Raw genomic sequence first — 19,561 nt, forward strand, 5'->3', positions numbered from 1 at the left:
CCTTAAATGAAAAAAGACACATTCCGTACGCTTCCTCTTCTACATTTTTTTAGTTATTGGTTCAAAATATAGGCATGCCCCGTTACTTTATTCTGGGATTCTAACTTAATAGTCCAATTTTTCTTTACTCTTAGTTAATAAAAGCGGCATTGTCTACATAAAAAAGCTGTCTAGAAAGATAATAAGAACATAATCCATGAAAGGAGAAATGTACATGAAACAAGCTTTCTTCTTAATAATAATCCTTGCTATTCTGTTTCCTTCAGCCCCATCAGCAGCTGTAGAAAATCAGGTGAAAGCTGCGTTTATTAGGGGAGGTAATTTGTGGACCTTAATAGGTGATCAAGAAAAGCAAGTGACAAATTCGGGCAAGGTATTCTCTAAACCGCAATGGTCGACAGATGGTAACCTGCTGGTTTATCAAGTTGAAGCACCTTCTGAAATCTACAAAGGGGAAACACAGTCAGAGTTATGGACCTATAATATTAAAACGGAGGAAAAGAAGAAAATTTTTTATGATGGCTCTTCGCCTAAATGGGCACCTCATAAGAACGTTATAGCTTATAAAAACAAAGGAATATTGGACATCTCAAACCTTCAGCGGTTCTATAATATCGCAACCGGAGTCAACGATTTTACGTGGCTTCCGGACGGTACAGGTTTCCTTCTTTCTTCATCCGGCACTCTTCGCCCCGATGGGTGGTCAAGCGCTTCTTTGTTTACAAAAAAAGTGGACGATAATTATGAGAACGTTATTCTTTTTGGGGGAGTGGAACCTTTTTTTACATTGCCAAGAGAAATTGGGACAACTGATAAGAACAAACTGATTGCCGAATATGCCGAGCAGCTAACCTATTCCCCGAATGGCAAATGGATTTCCTTTGTTGTGACCCCAACTGCCTCCTGGTCTATGGATAGCGATATGGTTTGCGTCATCGATAAGGAAGGAAAAAACTTCGAAGTATTAGACGAAATGATTTTACAGGTAGGCCAGCCTAAGTGGGCACCCTCAACTGATACGTTGGCGTATATCGCAGGGGGCGGAAGAATTGTTTTTGGTTTTAGAGATAAGGATTTAAAGGTAAAGGAGATGCCTGTTTCAGGGTCATATACGCCTGACAATTACGCAGATCTTGATTTCAATTGGATTACTGATAAATTACTCGTAGCCTCGAGAATAAAAGAACAAGATTGGACAAACGACTTCAGCAAGCACCCGCTTCCTGTGCTTTATTCTATTGATATTGACACGAATAAACAAACGAAAATAAGCAATCCTCCTAAAGGGTATGGAGATTATGCCCCTCAGTTTGTCCCAACCATACAGAAGCTCATTTGGCTAAGAGGTTACTCAATTATTGACACAAAAAGAAACCTCTGGAAGGCCAATTCGGATGGCACAGAAGCAACGGAATGGCTTCTCGATGTAGAAGAGATTGTATTTTATAAATAGCTGGGAAGACTCTCCTTATAGTAGAAGAGGAGGAAATCAGGATATTTTACTTTGACTACTACAAAGAAGCTTTACAATATATTTCACCTTTGAACATTAAGTACATCTTTTTTAAAATGAAACCTCTGTTTTAAGTCACTAAGCGTTATTTAAGGATCTGGCTCTATTACTGAAAAAGGCAAAATTTCAATTCAAAAATTGCGCCCTTTTAATGAAATAAGAAGCTTTCCTGACTACGGAAAAGCGCCCGATTGTTGAATATCGTTTATCAATTAAAGGGCCAGTAATTGAAGTATAGGAACAATAGAAAATGTAGTTTGAAAGCGTCAAATATACAAGTTTTTATTCAGATAACACACTCTACATAATCTTGAAAAGTCCTATCGTAGCGTTGTTTATATATTATTTGCATAAAAAGCTATATAAACAATATTCAAAGGAAAATCCAAGAAATGTTAGTTTAACAGCATTCCTTGGATTTCAGTCTCTCTCCAAACTTGCATTTGGGAACGTTTTGGGTATGTCATATAAATTATAATGACTTCAAATCTTCTTCAATTAAAGTTAACTCTTTTTTTGAATGAACCAAAACCTAAATCCTATATTATCAGAATTATCGCAATATATGTAATATTTAGGGTTTTCCATTCCAGCACTATTACTATAGTCTATCTGAGAAATATTAAAATCAAGTATTTTAGTATTTCCATCCATTTCAACTTCAAGCTTAAGTGGTAATACCATATTATTAACTAAAGCATCAATATCAATTAGTGCATCTATTAATCTGTATCTATCATTTTTCCCATCATGATTACTCATAATATCGAGATGATATTTTTGCTCAATTGCTAAAGAAAAATCTTCAAGCAAGAATGGGTCAAGTTGTGATATATCTTTATTACTTTGAGATAGTAGCTCCATCCGGGTAGTATTTGCATTTATTGTTGTATCTTTCTCTAAAATTGATTTAAAAGCCATGAAAATTCTCTCCTTATGATTTTATTTGAATTAATTCATTATATAAAATATACAATAATTATAACTTTTTGTAAAAAATACGAACGATTTTATGTTTTCAAGTAGGGGTAGTACCGTCAAAACGCACATTTTATACGTTAAGGCTGTAAACTTTGATATATACAATTTCTAAAATGTCGGCTGTACCCCTTTTATAAAACCTTACTTGGAAACCTTCCCAAGGCGTCGTTTGGTACTTGTCAAAAAAATGTTATTCCACAATCTGGCCCAATTGTTGAACAAAAAAAATGTTTTGCAATATTAATTTTTAATAAACTCTATCTCTATAATAAATTATGGGACTTTGTTTTAAACGGTCATTCTTTTTATAAAACTTCAATAAAAAAGCACCAATCCATGTCTAAAAGACAGTGAATCGGTGCTTCTTTCGATTTTCATCAGCATTTATACTTTACTTTAATAAATAGAAAAAATCAAACTACCATGTACGATTTTCCAAAATAGCTTTCCATTTAACCTTCTAAACTGTCTATATTTTTCCCAGTTGAATATAGACTTAAGTGGTTCATTGGTCTCTTTTTTAAACGTACTATTAAAACACCTTGAATTACTTATACTTTTAATTTCACCTTTCGGAGCAAAATAAAGAGACTTCCAACAACAGTAAGTACCACCATAAATTTTTTAATCATTTACATTCATCACCTATTTAGTTTCTTGATATACATCATTTTTGGAGTTAACTTATTTGAAAAAGTATATTTAATACATCCCCCTTAGTAAAGAAGTACACTGATTTTTCGTTGTACTTCCTTTTTTTATCTAAAGGAAGAATTGTTCTACTGATTTAAGGATTGCTTAAAATAATCCTGCAAGTTCTAAGGTGATTTGTAGAACTTTGGCCATTTCCGCACGGCTTAAATTAGCACGTGGGTCAAATTTATTGCCCTCTTTACCACTAAAAATCCCAAGTGTTTGCATTGTAGCAACAGCTGGTTTTGCCTCTTCTGAAATTTTATTTGCATCTTTAAAATCAAGCATTGTGGAATCACTTTTCTCAACCTTTAAATAGTCCAGAGCTCGGTCTAGCATAAGTGCTGCTTGTTCACGTGTTAGCGGGCTGTTAGGATTGAACTTCGTAGTAGTTACACCTCTGATAATGCCCGTTTCGTATAAGGCTTGTACATCATTAGAAAACCAATCTTTAGACTTTACATCTTTAAAGACTCCGTTTACAACATTAGATGTATCAATTCCTAAACTTCTTACTAACATCGCACTGAATTGTGCTCTAGTTAGTGACTCGTAAGGGCTGTAGTAGTCAGGAGCTGTACCCTTAACAATATGTCGGCTTGCTAACTCCTCAATTGCACGTTGACTAAAGACTCCATCAATGTCCTTAAATGTAATTTGATTTGTAGAGAATTGGAATTCCCCTGTTTTAGTCACCTTAAACTGAATTTGGTTCGGTACTGCAAAAGTAAATGGAATAGCTGTATATTGGCCGATTTCAAAGCGGAACACATACACTTTTTTCGATGTTTTTGTGATTTCAATTGGCTTCTTAAATACAGTGATTTCCTTACCATCAGCCCAAATGCGAAGTTGATAATGTTGATTGGCTTTTAATATCCATTCGACTTCCCAAAGTTTTGCATCGATTTCAAGTGGAATTTTAATTTTAATATCTTTTTGTTTAAGTTCTATGATATCTGATGCAGGATTTTTAATTGTCCACTTACCTTCATTGTAATCAACAGTTTCTGCTACGGTAGTACCTCCTGGTATTTCTGGTAAAACAGTAGGAATCTCTGGTTTTGGAATAACTACAGGCGGTTCCACTGGTGGGTTCGGATCTACTGGTGGTTTAGAAGGATGTATGATTGTAATATCCTCATCAAAACCAGGAATCTCCTCACCTGGTAATGCTAATAATTTCAACAATGTTGTTTTAAACTCGCCTGCGTATAAGTTCCCTAAGATGAAATTTTTAGCTTCTAACCTTGTCTCATCGGTTGGATTTGCTAAGAATGCCCTAACTAATACCGTTGATTGAGATACATCATATAAATATTGACTGTGACCTACACCTGTATTTTGAACAGTTGCTGTAAAGTATGCATTATCTAATGAAGCAACTAAGAAGGAACGTACAAGTGCCGTCTCTTCTCCGATTGTTGGCACCGTAACTGTTTCAACAGAAGTTTCTTCAATTATTTCTTCAGGAGTTGAAGGTGTCTCTTCTACTTCCCTTGTTTCTACATTTGTTTCGTCAGTAGTTGTTTCTTCTGCGTCAGGTTTTTCGACACTTTCTTTACCATCTTCGGTCGGTGGTGTTTCTATAGAAGTTTCCTTTTGTTTTACTACAAAACGTAGTAATTCAAACGGAATATCTTTTGATAGTTCAATGGTTTGTGAAGGTTCTTCCGTTTCGAGTAATTCATAACCTTCAGGAGCTTGAGCTACAATATCGATATTACCAAAGTTAACCTCTTCGATTGTCTCTGTATGGACAACTTCATTTTCAAGTGTTACATATTCGATTGTGTAGCTTCCTTGCGTTATTTCTGTTACCTCTTTCACAGGTTTTACTATAAAAGTAATAACTGTGCCTTTTGTATCTTCCTTTAATTCAAATGTTTGTGTTCTTTCAGACACTAGCTCGTATCCTTCAAGAGCTTGAGCATTGACAGTTATCGTACCAGTTGGTGCTTCTTTAGTTTGCTCTAAAATAACATCACCACCTTCTGTTACATACTTAACTAAGTAAGACAAAGTAATAACCTCATCAGAACCTAATAATGCTTCTAGTTCAGCCAATACCTCCTCTAAAGGCCTATTTAAAAGATCTGAAAGTTCTTGTGCAAGAGTTGGTAAATCTAAAGCATCATTAAGGTAATTTGGAATGGACCTTAGTACAGACGGATTAGGGAACTTAGATTTTACAGAAACTGTTGCACTTAAAAACTCCGCTTCATATTTAGTGATGTGTTCCTCAGCCATTGATCGTTTTGAACGCTCTAAGAAGGTGATTAAGCGAACAATTTGTACAACATCACCTTTCTCGATATTACCGTGTTCGGCTTCTTCAATGATGTTGTCTATATAATCTTTAAGCTTTTCATCTACTACATCATTATCTGTGTAGTCAGCCAATTCTTGAGAAGTTACGTTGTCAGGGTCATTTAATATCTTGTCAATTAAGTCGCCCTCTTTTTGGTCAATCACATTTTGAAGCTTATCTAAACGCTCTTGCAAGTAATCTTTACCCTTCCAAGGTTTTAATAGATCAACCGACTCCTGAGCTTTATCCTTGTAGGACTGCACCTTCATTTCTTCCGCTTTAGATACCACGTTTTCAGCTTCTCTGTATTCAAGTAGGTTATCTAAACGAGCCTGTAAGGTTATTTTTATTGTACTGTCAGGTAAAGCGTTAATTTTGTCTTGGACGTTACTCAGACTATCTGTGTTTAAAGTATCCTCTGCTTCTTTTAAAGTTTTATCAATCTCTCTAATTAAATCTATAAGTTCTTTAACTTTATCAAGACGATTTTGTAATTCGTCTTTCTTTATACCTTCTTCTAAGGAGTTTACAAAATCTTTTGCAATATTGTAATCACCCTCATCTAACGTAGACTCAGTTTTCTCTACAGCTTTTTCAGCTTTCTCTTCAGCAGATAAATTATCGATTTTCTTCTGTACCTCATCTAAGCGGTTTTGAAGTTCTTTCTTCAATTCACCATCTTGAAGTTTATCTACCTTAGATTGAGCTGAATTTTTATCCTCTTGAGTTAATGTTTTTTCAGCGTTTTCTACTGCTTCGATAGCACCGATTTTTTCTAGGACAATATCTAATCGATCTTGAAGTTCACCTTTCTTTACTTCATCCTCAAGGTTGTTTACTAAATCCTTAGCTTGGTCATAATCATCTTTTTCAAGAGTATTTTCAGCGTTATCTACAGCTTTTTCCGCTTCCTCTTCGGCAGTCAATTTGTCTATCTTATCCTTAATAGCTTCTAGACGGTCTAAAAGTTCATCTTTCTTCGGATGATTTTTTAGAGCATCTACTTGAGATTTTACTCCTTCATAATCGTCCTTTGATAGAGACTGCTCCAAGTTAGATACTGCTTTCTCAGCCTCAATTAAACGTTGTACTTCATCGAGACGTTCAATAAATACATTCTTTATATCTGAATTATTTAAAGCGTCTACAAGTTCCCTAGCTGCATTTACATCTTCCTGCTCTAATGAAGTTTCAGATCTTGAAACTGCATCCTCAACAGCCTTTAAGTTATTTATTCCATCTAAAATCAATTGTAATTCAGCTTTCTTTGGGTTATGTTCTTCAATCTTATTGATAAAATCTTGTGCTGTTTTAATATTATCTACTGTTGGTGATGTTTTAGCAGTTTCAACTGCCTCTATTGCATCAATTACTATCTGTATTTGCTCTAATCGGTCCAGAAGTTCCTGTTTATGTGAATTATCAGGGGATAAAGCATTTACCAACTGTTCCGCTGCGTCTTTGTCTGATTTTGAGTAAGATACTTCTGCAGTGTCTACCCCATCCTTTGCAGATATTGTTTTCGATACTTCATCTAAACGTTCTTGGAGTTCATTTTTCTTTGCCTCGTTAACGATAATATCCACTAAGGGTTGAGCTATTTCTACTACAGCTTTTTCAAGAGTACTTTCAGCATCCTCTATAGCTTTTGTTGCGCTGATGATGTTTTGTACGTCATTTAGACGAGAAAGTAGGTTCTCTTTTTCTGTGCCACCAGATAGAGTGTCAACTAGTTGTTTGGCTTTATCATGATCACTCTGAGTTAAATTCATTTCTGCATTTACTACAGCTTTTGTAGCGTCATTAAGAATTTTCACTGCGTCTAAACGTTCTTGTAATTCGGTTTTCTTTTCACTGGTAGGTAAAAAATCGATCTTTTCTTGAGCAGTGGCAATATTTCCATCAGACGATGCTAATTCAGCTTGCTCTACAGCATTCGTAGCATCGATAATATGCTGTACTAAATCAAGCCTTGACTTCAATGAATCTTTATCGGGGCTGTCAGGTAAAGTATCTACTAGTGTTTGAGCCTTGTCTTTATCTTCTTGTACTAGTGTTGACTCAGACTTTGCTACTGCTTCCTCCACCCCAATTAGATGAAGAAGGGCGTCTAAGCGGTTTTGTAATTCAATCTTAACTTTATGATCAGGTAGATCTGTTACTTTTGCTTGCGCCTCTAAAATGTCTTTCTCATGACGTGTTGATTCAGCATTTTCTACAAAAGTTATAGCAACAATGAATTCTTGTACAATATTTAATCTGTCAGATAAATGTTTCTGTATCTGAGCATCACCGATTACATCTACAAGAGATTTTGCTGAATCTTTATCTCCTTGTTGGAGTGAAGTTTCAGCAACTATAACCGCGTCTAGTGCTATTGCAAAGCGCTCAAGTAAAGATACCTGTTCATTAAAGGAGGTTTTCGCTGCTACCCAGTCAGGTAATGAATTGATTGTATCCTTGATACTTTGAATTGCTGTCGTTAATTCACCTAAATAATCCAAGCTCTTGGCATTTTCAATGCTTGTTTGGATATTTGTTAAAGTGGCAATGTAAGTTAACCAAATTTCGTAGTCAGATACTGTTGGTACAGTTACTTCTCCACCATTAAACGTGGCAATGTAGTTGGTTAAGATACCTTTTAGTAAATCCACATTTTCAGAAGTTACACCAGATATTCCAGCCCAAACAAAATTATCTACTGTGGCAGTTGAGTAGTTATCTAATAGCCACTTTAACTTAATTGCTTGTACATCTACTGATAGTGGTTTAGATACTGTCTCATTACCAGCTGTATCAGTTGCACGTGCCTCGAACTTTCCGTTTTTAACTAGAACGATCGGAGCGGTGTACGGTGTCCATGTACCACCATCAATGCGATACTCTTTTCCAACTGCATCAGTCGGGAAGTCTATTGCTACAGTGAGAGCTTTATCTTTAGAATCATCAATTATCACAGTTATAATCGGCTCTACAGGTGGAGTATTATCTAATTCTAATGGGTTACTTGTTTCGAAAAGGGTATTAATACCCCAAGCGATCTTCGTGTGAAGATAGTACGTTCCATCCTCCAAAGTTTCATCTAACAAGGTTGTTATACCTTCATGAGGAACAATAAACCAATCAGCGCTTTGTACATCCTTTACATTTGCTTTTTTATTGAGTGCATAATATATTGCATCACTAGGGTTACCATCTGTAGGTATAATTGATAAAGAATGCGTTTTTTTTACTTGATTAGAGTAACCAGCCATTGTATAAAAGTCGTTATAGCTGTATCCTTTGTTCGCGATAAACGTTTCAAAAACAGTTTCTTTTAATCCATAGTACTTTGCTGAAGGAGTGTTAAATGCTTCTGTACCAATTGTTGTTGATGGTTCTGCACCTTTGAACTCTACATATGTTAGTGGGTTCTGATTGAATGCTCTATTATCAATGTTTTTTACAGTTGTTGGGATTACTAAATTGATAATTCTATTTGCAGAAAATGCATCTGCACCGATTGAAATTAATCCATTATTCAATGCGACCTTTGATAAAAGATTTGATTGGAAAGCTCTTGCTCCTATTTTTGTAACATTGTTAGGTACAATAAAAGAAGTCAATTTGTTCCCATTTAAAGCATCCGCACCAATTTGAATGATGTTTCCTTGAATATCAATAGAAGTTAATCTGTTACCAAGAAATACTCCATCTTGAAGTGAAGTAACACCTGCAGGTACTACTACAGTTGTTAATTTATTTCCGGTAAATGCATACCCCTCTAAAGACTTCAGATTTTGAGGTAGAGTAATAGATTGCAAGTTGTTTTTATAGAATGCACTGTTACCTATAAACGTCACTGTTTCAGGAATTACAACACTGTTTAACTTTACAGTTGATTGACCTTTAGCTAATTGGGTACTCTCACTAACTGGTTGGAACGCATTTGGTGCAATTCGTGTTACTTGTAAACCCTCGATAGCGGCAGGTATTACTACATCTAGTTCAGAACCCCAATACCCTTGAATACTGATTGAATTATCCATCGTTGAGTAAATAAATGAAGGGTCAAAAGTTTGAACCACCCTATTTCCAAGCGCATCTTCTAGATAAATAGTATAATCTGTACCTTCGTTTACAGTGAATGCGTAATTGGAATTTGTTGTGACCTCAACAATATGACTATTATTAGCCGAGTTATTAAAGAAGTCGGCAGTCAAATCTTTACCTTTTGCGTACTTAACAATTGATACATCTCCCTCAATAGTTGGTGAAACTACAGCTGAAGATTTATCAAGGTTTACATCCCAACGTACATTTTTTATAATCGCAGGTTCCAAATTAACAAGCGGTTGAAATGTAAAACCTTGGCTCTTTACCGCTGTTTCAAATGAAGTGCCTGTATATCCCTTGAAAATTACAGAGGAATTAAGATCATAAATTCCATTCCAATCACCAAACACTGTACTCCTACTTTTCCCCTTATAGACGACCTCTTTTAAACCTTGATTGGCTCCAAATACCCCGTCCTCTACGCTAATAATACCTTCAGGTATATCGACATTCACAAGACGGTTATGAGCAAAAGCATGCTCTCTAATAGTGGTTACGCTATTTGGGATGTCTATACTTGTGATTGTGTTGCCCATAAATGCCCATCGTCCGATAGTTGTTATCCCGTCTTCAAAGATAACACTTGTTAGGGAACCCCTTGCAAATGCCTCTGAGCCCATACTTTTTATTCCTTTAGGGATTGTTAAAGTACCAGCTAAACCACTCTGTAAAAATGCAGAATCCCCAATTGTTTCAAGGGTGTTAGGTAATTTCAGAGTTTTACTCTCGTAATTATTCATGAAAGCTGATTTTCCGATAGCCTTAATGCCTTCTGAGAGATTTATAGACTTTATGGAATTACCATAAAACGCCATTTCTTCAATGGTAGTCACATTACTAGGTATGTCAATATTGGTGATAGGGTTATTATTAAATGCTCTAACTCCAATCACTTTAACAGTGTTAGGTATGACGATACTTGTTATCCCTTTGTTATAGAATGAACCTTGTACCCCTGGCCCTACACTTTCACCAAGCTGTACTACAGGCATACCGTTGATAGTCGAAGGGAATACAATACTTTTACCTACCCCTTCATAGCCTGTTATTGTTACTTCTCCATTGTTTACTTTATACGTAAAATCAGATGCAGGATTTGAATCAATTGCTTTAGGTTCTGCAGCTTTTACCGTATCTACTCCAACAACTAAAGAAGGAGTAAGACCACTTGCTACAATAGTAAATGCCATAGTTGTTTTTATTAATTTTTGTTTCTTTTTCTTGTACAAAATTAAATTCCCCCTTAAAAAAGAAAAAGAAGCACCAAATAAACGCACATATGTGCACTTATTCGGTACTTCCGAATTTTGTTAATTTCAACCTATTTTTTGTATATTCTCTTCAGCAATTAATACTTTAGAATCAAATATACGTAAATTATATTTAAATAAGTATAAGTATTCAACATAAATTATCCTGATTTGGAAAAATGGATCAGAATTAGTACATGTCCATACATGATTATTAGTCGCATCCTCCACTTACAAAATCATTGCTTCCTGAGAATCCCTTACTACTTGAGGAATAGACAGATTCATTGGTTGAGGATACACTATTTCTAGAATCTAAATCTCCAGTATTAATATTTGTGCCTTTATCGAAACGATCATCAATATCCATATATGAAGAGGATGACGGAAGAGCATTTGAGCTCCATAAACCTGTACTTCCATTCCTTTCTCTATCATACTCTCTTTTGTTAAAAGTAATAGCAGCACTTCTTAAAGAACTTTGAGTACCTGGATATTTCTCTTCTTTATTTTCTTGAACTCCTTTATTTAATGTAGCAGCAGCGGTTTTTAGAGAACTCGATGATTGTTGACTTTTAATCTCCTCGCTACTTTTATTACTATACATGGAATTTACTACTTTACTAAATGAACCTTCTCCTTTCCGTAAGTCTTCATTTTCTAACTCTTCCAAAATAATAGCCTCGTCTAAATAGTTTTCAGATTTCTGGGATTTATATCCTCGAAATGCTTTAATACCATGAAAAGCGCTTAATATAGTAACCAGCCCTAAAACGCTTACGCCAATTATTGTAACAATACTCATCTCTTCACCCATTTTCTAGACTAGATCGTTTTCATTAAAACTAACATTTAATGCATTACTTGAACTATTTGCAGGAAAATACTCTTGGTTTATAGTACTAATACGATTACATAATGCAACTAAGTCATCGTATGCATACCCATTTCCCTCAATAAACAATAGGGATTTCATAGATTCATCTAAAAATTCCACACTACGATAGTAAGCTTCACCCTTTCTTTCATCCATTACATCTTGATCAATAAATGCGATATCTCTAAAGTCCAATTCTACTTTTTTAAACTTAGTTTTATATATAAATCGATCGTAAAAAACATCGATAGTATCTTTGTGAGGCATTGGAAGAATTTTTATTAAAAAGAAGGTTAAAAACAGTACAATTGTCGATATTAAATAGCCTTGATTTATATACATTAATAAAGAAAAAACAATCAATAAAATTGCAGATTTCCCTAGTATTAAACTTCTATATAGCCAGATTTTCTTGCGACAAAAAATAGTAAAGTATACTTTAGTTTTTGCTTTGTTCATAAGAATTACCTAGTGAACAGTTCTAACGAGTGACTGTAGTTCACTCATAACGTTTAGACTAGTATGCGTGCTGGGGTTAAAAACAATATTCCCTGCTAAATCACCTTTAGATTGGAAATCCATCAAACCAATAATCATGAATTTTCTTGTGGATTTACTTTTGCTCTCTTCGTACCGTAGATTTTCTTCAAAGTCTTTATTCACTGGCCGTACAAGTTTTTCAATCAATAGGTTTGAATGTAGTAATTCCTTTTCTGCAATTTGTTGCATCATTTGCAACTTACCAACACTTTTTTTGGGAATTAGTTGAACTCCAACAACTTTAAAAGCCCTTTTCTTCAATTAGTGATCCTCCTTAGAATAAAAAAAAGAACCTCAAACGTTTAGTTTCCTAGACGTTAAAGGTTCTTCCTTTATATCGTTCGTTATTTTTAATTAATAATAGTATATTCCTTAAATCATATCTTGTCTATATCGATTCTTCTAATATAGAAAGCACTCTAACAATAAATTATAACACTGTACCACATTAAAAATGCATTTTACTTCTATTTTGGTTCTCTAGCATATCTGCTGACTGTTTTTACCTAGCTACTCTAAAGGGGGGAGCCCCGACTACCATCGGCGCTAAAGAGCTTTATGGAGATTAAAAAAGCCCACTACCAATTAGGGTAACGGGCAATTATTTTTATCGTTGAGAGATAATAATCTTTAATCCTTCAAAATCTCCTGTAGTCATAGTTCCTTGATCAAATTTATCCAGCCATGACTTAACGATTTCCCCTTTATCTACTGATTGTTTAATAAAGTCACGTACTGCTTCTTTAGTTGTTGAGCTTGTAAATTTCATTATATCATCTTCCTTTTCAACTATATTCTTTGATTCAGTATGTTGCATATTCGTTTTAACCATTTGTAAAAAACTGCCCCAAGGAATAGGTGCACTTGTGGAACGCATCTTACTAGGGCAATTTTTCCCACTGTAATAGTTATGTTGTACAACATCATTAATTGTTAGCTTCTCATCTTTAAGAATTTTTGCAACTAGCGCTGCTGTATTTTGTACACTTCTTACATAATCACCATCCATGTTTACACATATTTCAACATGGATACCTTCGTTGTTACCCTGTGTACTACCAGCGGCCCAACATTGATAGTCATGTGTAAAAGATTGAATCGCTTCTTTGTCATCCACAGACCAATGCCAACTTGCTTGGCGACTATTACCATTGGCTTGAAGTCGTGCGTGATTGTCTGCTCCACTACCCGTTTTGGTATTGTCGGTTTCATGGATGCAAACCTTATTACGCGTATTTTTATGTCCAGCAGTTACTTTAATAGCAACCGCTGGATTTACTAAATGTTGTCTGATTATCACCATTATTTATCACCTTTTGTTTGTCATACTTTAAACTCTCTCACTATCATTTAACCCAGGTGTTGTTGGATCACTCACTACACCAAATAGTGCACCAATATGTTGAATTAATAGCAGCAACAATGAAAATGATCCCACTAAGAAAGGCATATGTTTTACTTGTACTTTCCAATTGATTCTCATGTTAAATCAATCCTCCTTAAAGTATAAAGGCCAATAATGCTCCTATAAGTCAACCAATTAACAATCTTAATATTTAATAAAAGCCCTCCACAATTATCTGTGGAAGGCATTACTCTGTAAACTTTTTGCTTTTTCTTTTCCCAATTTAGTTAACTATGATATTAGATTCTATTAAACTAACTTGCATCCTTGGTTGAAAAAGAATCCGTTGTAAATAAAAAAACAGCCAGCACTCAGCTGACTGTTTTATTGTGCCTAGCGACGTCCTACTCTCACAGGGGGAAGCCCCCAACTACCATCGGCGCTAAAGAGCTTAACTTCCGTGTTCGGTATGGGAACGGGTGTGACCTCTTTGCCATCATCACTAGACTATGGTCGACCTTCCATACATGGTGTATTGCTGTGTATAGAAGCTCTCTTTTTAGAAAGATTTGTTCTTTCAAAACTGGATAAACGGTTCATTGAATGCTTCAAACTTTTTTGGTTAAGTCCTCGATCGATTAGTATTCGTCAGCTCCATGTGTCACCACACTTCCACCTCGAACCTATCTACCTCATCGTCTTTGAGGGATCTTACTTACTTGCGTAATGGGAAATCTCATCTTGAGGGGGGCTTCATGCTTAGATGCTTTCAGCACTTATCCCGTCCACACATAGCTACCCAGCGATGCCTTTGGCAAGACAACTGGTACACCAGCGGTGTGTCCATCCCGGTCCTCTCGTACTAAGGACAGCTCCTCTCAAATTTCCTACGCCCACGACGGATAGGGACCGAACTGTCTCACGACGTTCTGAACCCAGCTCGCGTACCGCTTTAATGGGCGAACAGCCCAACCCTTGGGACCGACTACAGCCCCAGGATGCGATGAGCCGACATCGAGGTGCCAAACCTCCCCGTCGATGTGGACTCTTGGGGGAGATAAGCCTGTTATCCCCGGGGTAGCTTTTATCCGTTGAGCGATGGCCCTTCCATGCGGAACCACCGGATCACTAAGCCCGTCTTTCGACCCTGCTCGACTTGTAGGTCTCGCAGTCAAGCTCCCTTGTGCCTTTACACTCTACGAATGATTTCCAACCATTCTGAGGGAACCTTTGGGCGCCTCCGTTACCTTTTAGGAGGCGACCGCCCCAGTCAAACTGTCCGCCTGACACTGTCTCCTGCCCCGCTAAGGGGCATGGGTTAGAATTTCAATACAACCAGGGTAGTATCCCACCGACGCCTCCTTCGAAGCTGGCGCTCCGAGATCTCTGGCTCCTACCTATCCTGTACAAGTTGTACCAAAATTCAATATCAGGCTACAGTAAAGCTCCACGGGGTCTTTCCGTCCTGTCGCGGGTAACCTGCATCTTCACAGGTACTATAATTTCACCGAGTCTCTCGTTGAGACAGTGCCCAGATCGTTACGCCTTTCGTGCGGGTCGGAACTTACCCGACAAGGAATTTCGCTACCTTAGGACCGTTATAGTTACGGCCGCCGTTTACTGGGGCTTCAATTCGCAGCTTCGCTTGCGCTAACCACTCCTCTTAACCTTCCAGCACCGGGCAGGCGTCAGCCCCTATACGTCACCTTACGGTTTTGCAGAGACCTGTGTTTTTGCTAAACAGTCGCCTGGGCCTATTCACTGCGGCTCTCATGCGCTTGCACGCTCAAGAGCACCCCTTCTCCCGAAGTTACGGGGTCATTTTGCCGAGTTCCTTAACGAGAGTTCTCTCGCACACCTTAGGATTCTCTCCTCGACTACCTGTGTCGGTTTGCGGTACGGGCACCTCTCACCTCGATAGAGGCTTTTCTTGGCAGTGTGAAATCAGGAACTTCGTCCATACGGACTCGCCATCACAGCTCAACGTTACAGTGTGCGGATTTGCCTACACACACGCCTTACTGCTTGGACGCGCATAACCAACAGCGCGCTTACCCTATCCTACTGCGTCCCCCCATTTCTCAAACGGTGAGGAGGTGGTACAGGAATATCAACCTGTTGTCCATCGCCTACGCCTATCGGCCTCGGCTTAGGTCCCGACTAACCCTGAGCGGACGAGCCTTCCTCAGGAAACCTTAGTCATACGGTGGACGGGATTCTCACCCGTCTTTCGCTACTCATACCGGCATTCTCACTTCTAAGCGCTCCACCAGTCCTTCCGGTCTAACTTCAACGCACTTAGAACGCTCTCCTACCACTGACATCGTAGATGTCAATCCACAGCTTCGGTGCATGGTTTAGCCCCGTTACATCTTCCGCGCAGGCCGACTCGACCAGTGAGCTATTACGCTTTCTTTAAATGATGGCTGCTTCTAAGCCAACATCCTGGTTGTCTGTGCAACGCCACATCCTTTTCCACTTAACGATTACTTTGGGACCTTAGCTGGTGGTCTGGGCTGTTTCCCTTTTGACTACGGATCTTATCACTCGCAGTCTGACTCCCGTGTATAAATATCTGGCATTCGGAGTTTGTCTGAATTCGGTAAACCGGGATGGCCCCCTAGTCCAAACAGTGCTCTACCTCCAGTATTCTCATCACGAGGCTAGCCCTAAAGCTATTTCGGAGAGAACCAGCTATCTCCAAGTTCGATTGGAATTTCTCCGCTACCCACACCTCATCCCCGCACTTTTCAACGTGCGTGGGTTCGGGCCTCCAGTAAGTGTTACCTTACCTTCACCCTGGACATGGGTAGATCACCTGGTTTCGGGTCTACGACCACGTACTAATTCGCCCTATTCAGACTCGCTTTCGCTGCGGCTCCGCCTTCTAAAGCTTAACCTCGCACGTAATCGTAACTCGCCGGTTCATTCTACAAAAGGCACGCTATCACCCATTAACGGGCTCTAACTACTTGTAGGCACACGGTTTCAGGATCTCTTTCACTCCCCTTCCGGGGTGCTTTTCACCTTTCCCTCACGGTACTGGTTCACTATCGGTCACTAGGTAGTATTTAGCCTTGGGAGATGGTCCTCCCGGATTCCGACGGAATTTCACGTGTTCCGCCGTACTCAGGATCCACTCAGGAGGGAACGAACTTTCGACTACAGGGCTTTTACCTGCTCTGGCGGACCTTTCCAAGTCGCTTCATCTAACTCGCTCTTTTGTAACTCCGTATTGAGTGTCCTACAACCCCAAGAGGCAAGCCTCTTGGTTTGGGCTCTTCCCGTTTCGCTCGCCGCTACTCAGGGAATCGATTTTTCTTTCTCTTCCTCCAGGTACTTAGATGTTTCAGTTCCCTGGGTCTGCCTTCAAGACGCTATGTATTCACGTCAAGATACTACGCGATTAAGCGTAGTGGGTTCCCCCATTCGGAAATCTCCGGATCAAAGCTCACTTACAGCTCCCCGAAGCATATCGGTGTTAGTGCCGTCCTTCTTCGGCTCCTAGTGCCAAGGCATTCGCCGTGCGCCCTTAATAACTTAACCAAGTTATTAAGCATATAAAAAACTTAAAAAAATAAATGTGTTTGTTACTATTTCAATGTCGTTTTATCCAGTTTTCAAAGAACAAGTTTTGAAGTATTTCATTCAGAAGAATGAACCTTCAAAACTGAACGCAAAACGTAATCTTACAAACCCATGGTTTGTATTCCGAAAATATCCTTAGAAAGGAGGTGATCCAGCCGCACCTTCCGATACGGCTACCTTGTTACGACTTCACCCCAATCATCTATCCCACCTTCGGCGGCTGGCTCCAAAAGGTTACCTCACCGACTTCGGGTGTTACAAACTCTCGTGGTGTGACGGGCGGTGTGTACAAGGCCCGGGAACGTATTCACCGCGGCATGCTGATCCGCGATTACTAGCGATTCCGGCTTCATGTAGGCGAGTTGCAGCCTACAATCCGAACTGAGAACGACTTTATCGGATTAGCTCCCTCTCGCGAGTTGGCAACCGTTTGTATCGTCCATTGTAGCACGTGTGTAGCCCAGGTCATAAGGGGCATGATGATTTGACGTCATCCCCACCTTCCTCCGGTTTGTCACCGGCAGTCACCTTAGAGTGCCCAACTAAATGATGGCAACTAAGATCAAGGGTTGCGCTCGTTGCGGGACTTAACCCAACATCTCACGACACGAGCTGACGACAACCATGCACCACCTGTCACCGTTGCCCCCGAAGGGGAAACCATATCTCTACAGTGGTCAACGGGATGTCAAGACCTGGTAAGGTTCTTCGCGTTGCTTCGAATTAAACCACATGCTCCACCGCTTGTGCGGGCCCCCGTCAATTCCTTTGAGTTTCAGTCTTGCGACCGTACTCCCCAGGCGGAGTGCTTAATGCGTTAGCTGCAGCACTAAGGGGCGGAAACCCCCTAACACTTAGCACTCATCGTTTACGGCGTGGACTACCAGGGTATCTAATCCTGTTTGCTCCCCACGCTTTCGCGCCTCAGTGTCAGTTACAGACCAGATAGTCGCCTTCGCCACTGGTGTTCCTCCAAATCTCTACGCATTTCACCGCTACACTTGGAATTCCACTATCCTCTTCTGCACTCAAGTCTCCCAGTTTCCAATGACCCTCCACGGTTGAGCCGTGGGCTTTCACATCAGACTTAAGAAACCACCTGCGCGCGCTTTACGCCCAATAATTCCGGACAACGCTTGCCACCTACGTATTACCGCGGCTGCTGGCACGTAGTTAGCCGTGGCTTTCTAATAAGGTACCGTCAAGGTACAGCCAGTTACTACTGTACTTGTTCTTCCCTTACAACAGAGTTTTACGAACCGAAATCCTTCTTCACTCACGCGGCGTTGCTCCATCAGGCTTTCGCCCATTGTGGAAGATTCCCTACTGCTGCCTCCCGTAGGAGTCTGGGCCGTGTCTCAGTCCCAGTGTGGCCGATCACCCTCTCAGGTCGGCTACGCATCGTCGCCTTGGTGAGCCGTTACCTCACCAACTAGCTAATGCGCCGCGGGCCCATCCTATAGCGACAGCCGAAACCGTCTTTCAGTGTTTCACCATGAGGTGAAACAGATCATTCGGTATTAGCCCCGGTTTCCCGGAGTTATCCCAAACTATAAGGTAGGTTGCCCACGTGTTACTCACCCGTCCGCCGCTAACGTCGAAGGAGCAAGCTCCTTCTCTGTTCGCTCGACTTGCATGTATTAGGCACGCCGCCAGCGTTCGTCCTGAGCCAGGATCAAACTCTCCATAAAAGAAATTTGATTAGCTCAAATTGTTTTGCTGGCATCAATTTTGATGTCCAAAATTTTGTTTGTTCACTAGCTAAGCTAGCTACTAAAAACTATATTGATTACGTTTTTGCTTGTTCAGTTTTCAAGGTTCATTTAATTGTCGTCCAGCGACAAGAATTAATACTATCAGAATGTGAAACATTCGTCAATAACTATTTTAAAATATTTTTATACTGTCGAAGTGACAGGTTCTAAAATATAACATAATACACTTTCTAATCGTTTCTACTAACCAAAACGGCACAGAAATTCCTTCTATTAAATGATAGTATTGCTCATATCCTTTTTTTTAAATGCTCCCATCGGAAATCGTTACCTTAGTGGGGCGAAAAGTGACTCAAAAACAGCCGCATCTGTCCCGATACCTATACACTTCAAATCATCAGCTTCACCACTTACTCCTACTGAATCATAATTTAAATTTGAAAAAACTTTAATTTTAGAAAGAGAGCCTATTGCTTTGTCCCAGTCGTTTTCCATATAATCGCTCCCATCTATAGCATTGAAAAACTACTCTAGTCAACTACTTAATAGAGAATCTATCTCTGTAACAAAAATTTCAGGTTAACCAATACGATTCATTGACTTTTTAATAACATACACGTAATGGTTTAGCATGCATAATTTTTATAATTTTT

At 39.0% G+C, this 19,561-nt stretch carries 9 protein-coding genes and 3 rRNA genes; 1 reads left to right on the plus strand and 11 read right to left on the minus strand.

Annotated elements, in window-relative coordinates:
• Positions 1-214: 214 nt before the first annotated feature.
• Entirely contained in the window at positions 215-1,453 is a 1,239-nt protein-coding gene (locus ACE1MS_RS22915; protein ID WP_447403082.1) for a TolB family protein, read from the plus strand.
• Between the two features lie 564 nt (positions 1,454-2,017).
• On the opposite strand, the gene ACE1MS_RS22920 is transcribed toward ACE1MS_RS22915, so the two are convergent.
• The 11 genes from ACE1MS_RS22920 to ACE1MS_RS22970 form a co-directional block, all read right to left on the minus strand.
• On the minus strand, positions 2,018-2,434 hold the full coding sequence (locus tag ACE1MS_RS22920; protein WP_447403083.1) for a hypothetical protein: 417 nt from the start codon (positions 2,432-2,434) through the stop codon (positions 2,018-2,020).
• A gap of 858 nt (positions 2,435-3,292) precedes the next feature.
• Complete coding sequence (locus ACE1MS_RS22925; protein WP_447403084.1) at positions 3,293-10,822, minus strand: leucine-rich repeat protein; 7,530 nt, start codon at positions 10,820-10,822, stop codon at positions 3,293-3,295.
• 235 nt (positions 10,823-11,057) lie between these two features.
• On the minus strand, positions 11,058-11,648 hold the full coding sequence (locus ACE1MS_RS22930) for a hypothetical protein (RefSeq protein ID WP_447403085.1): 591 nt from the start codon (positions 11,646-11,648) through the stop codon (positions 11,058-11,060).
• 15 nt (positions 11,649-11,663) lie between these two features.
• Positions 11,664-12,179, minus strand: coding sequence for a hypothetical protein (locus ACE1MS_RS22935; protein WP_447403086.1), 516 nt, complete (start codon positions 12,177-12,179; stop codon positions 11,664-11,666).
• A 9-nt stretch (positions 12,180-12,188) separates the two neighbouring features.
• Positions 12,189-12,521 carry a hypothetical protein gene (locus tag ACE1MS_RS22940; protein WP_447403087.1) on the minus strand — a complete coding sequence of 111 codons (333 nt, stop codon included), beginning with the start codon at positions 12,519-12,521 and terminating at the stop codon, positions 12,189-12,191.
• Positions 12,522-12,867: 346 nt separating this feature from the next.
• The gene (locus ACE1MS_RS22945) at positions 12,868-13,563 is read right to left on the minus strand and encodes a peptidoglycan recognition protein family protein (protein WP_090002871.1); all 696 of its coding nucleotides are present in this window, start codon (positions 13,561-13,563) and stop codon (positions 12,868-12,870) included.
• Between the two features lie 27 nt (positions 13,564-13,590).
• Positions 13,591-13,743, minus strand: coding sequence for a hypothetical protein (locus ACE1MS_RS22950; protein WP_447403088.1), 153 nt, complete (start codon positions 13,741-13,743; stop codon positions 13,591-13,593).
• 253 nt (positions 13,744-13,996) lie between these two features.
• Positions 13,997-14,112, minus strand: a 5S ribosomal RNA gene (rrf, locus tag ACE1MS_RS22955).
• 111 nt (positions 14,113-14,223) lie between these two features.
• Positions 14,224-17,151: ribosomal RNA gene (locus tag ACE1MS_RS22960) — 23S ribosomal RNA — on the minus strand.
• A 181-nt stretch (positions 17,152-17,332) separates the two neighbouring features.
• Positions 17,333-18,884, minus strand: a 16S ribosomal RNA gene (locus ACE1MS_RS22965).
• Together the 16S, 23S and 5S rRNA genes form the textbook arrangement of a ribosomal RNA operon.
• Before the next feature lie 351 nt (positions 18,885-19,235).
• On the minus strand, positions 19,236-19,403 hold the full coding sequence (locus tag ACE1MS_RS22970; protein WP_258954759.1) for a hypothetical protein: 168 nt from the start codon (positions 19,401-19,403) through the stop codon (positions 19,236-19,238).
• Positions 19,404-19,561: the final 158 nt, after the last annotated feature.

The sequence above is a fragment of the Lysinibacillus sp. fkY74-1 genome (assembly GCF_053165895.1).

Coding starts and splice junctions, on each gene's coding strand:
- ACE1MS_RS22945 (WP_090002871.1), bottom strand. CDS start 13,563: ATGGTGATAATCAGACAACATTTAGTAAATCCAGCGGTTGCTATTAAA.
- ACE1MS_RS22935 (WP_447403086.1), bottom strand. CDS start 12,179: ATGAACAAAGCAAAAACTAAAGTATACTTTACTATTTTTTGTCGCAAG.
- ACE1MS_RS22970 (WP_258954759.1), bottom strand. CDS start 19,403: ATGGAAAACGACTGGGACAAAGCAATAGGCTCTCTTTCTAAAATTAAA.
- ACE1MS_RS22915 (WP_447403082.1), top strand. CDS start 215: ATGAAACAAGCTTTCTTCTTAATAATAATCCTTGCTATTCTGTTTCCT.
- ACE1MS_RS22930 (WP_447403085.1), bottom strand. CDS start 11,648: ATGAGTATTGTTACAATAATTGGCGTAAGCGTTTTAGGGCTGGTTACT.
- ACE1MS_RS22950 (WP_447403088.1), bottom strand. CDS start 13,743: ATGAGAATCAATTGGAAAGTACAAGTAAAACATATGCCTTTCTTAGTG.
- ACE1MS_RS22920 (WP_447403083.1), bottom strand. CDS start 2,434: ATGGCTTTTAAATCAATTTTAGAGAAAGATACAACAATAAATGCAAAT.